This is a genomic window from Phormidesmis sp. 146-33 (assembly GCF_052939515.1).
On the sequence record NZ_JBJPHU010000290.1, the window covers coordinates 1 to 1,173 of the forward strand.

General features: G+C 48.0%; 1 protein-coding gene. It reads right to left on the bottom strand.

Annotated elements, in window-relative coordinates; translation table 11 throughout:
* Nucleotides 1-95: 95 nt before the first annotated feature.
* Complete coding sequence (locus tag ACJ2PR_RS36040; protein WP_446859343.1) at nt 96-866, bottom strand: Rpn family recombination-promoting nuclease/putative transposase; 771 nt, start codon at nt 864-866, stop codon at nt 96-98.
* Nucleotides 867-1,173 lie beyond the last annotated feature (307 nt).

Here is a 1,173-nt window from a genome sequence, read left to right on the forward strand (position 1 = left end):
CGCATGCGGGGTGCTGTGGGAGCTGGAGGGGAAAACCCTCCGGCGACCCGATTATGCCGTGTCTTCACGATCAACTTCCCGAACATCGATCAACTTCAGCTTTGTGCAGAGTCGTTCAGTTGTTGTTGAAGTTGTTGCACTTCTTCGATCAATAATCCTGTCGTAGAAGCAATAATGTTAATGGCAATACCCGCTTTTAGAAGATTCATAGCAATCTCCCGTTGTGTCTCTGCTTTCCCCTCTGCCAGGATTGAACGATAAACAGTGGATTCTTGCATGATGTCCCTCCGCAATAGACGATAAATCACTTCTTGCTCTAATTTTAACCCAGCTAAGATTCCTGATGCTGCCATCAGATTCGCTTTTGTCGTGGGGTCTGCAATCTGATCTACCCTTTGAGCCGCTTGGCGCAGCGTTTCCTCTGCATCCGCAGTTTGCCCTAGAACCGCAAAGGGAATCAAACCAGGATATTGCAGAAAGAGTGAAGCAGGTTGCTCCCACAACCGGATGACATCAAACTCGTGGCGTGTCCGTTCCATCGTAAAGCTCGTTTGATAGACCAACTCAGAAGCAGTCTGCTTTAGGTAAATCACAACCTGCTGCATCGGTTTGGTTGGATCTTTGCGGTACATTCGCACTCGGTAATCCAGAACACGGAGCGGAATCGTATTTTTAGGCAGGGTTTGAAACTCGATATGCAAAATGGATTCGTCCGACTCCAGCAGAATCAGAGCATCGGCGCGAATCGGGTCAAGGGAAAGTTCAGAGGGTTGAAGCTCTGTCATCGTGACAGGCTCTCCCAGCAGCCAACTGGCAAAGTCGGCTGAGAAGTGTTCAGCAAGAAATCGGCAGGTATCGTCATACATGGAGAGATTGTACAGCTTTCAATCCCTTCTTAGTTGTGGTCAGGGCTAGGCTCTGATTCGTTCTTCTTAGTTAATCCTTCACGTAAGCGACTGCCCACACGAACGCTCCTGAAAGCATCATTGCACTTCCAGAAATCGCTACCTGAAAGTATCCACTCCTTATACCCATAACCACTAAAGCAAACCCCGTCCCTATCACGAGTCCGGCTACAGATTGCATAAAAGTCTTCATGGGAATATGTCTAGAAAAATTGGCGTTGCATAATGGAGGGATGAATGAGGGTGTTGTACTATGCAGTGTCGATAC

Bases quoted from the DNA above. Each gene is read 5' to 3' on its own strand.
- ACJ2PR_RS36040 (WP_446859343.1), bottom strand. From the start codon at position 866: ATGTATGACGATACCTGCCGATTTCTTGCTGAACACTTCTCAGCCGAC.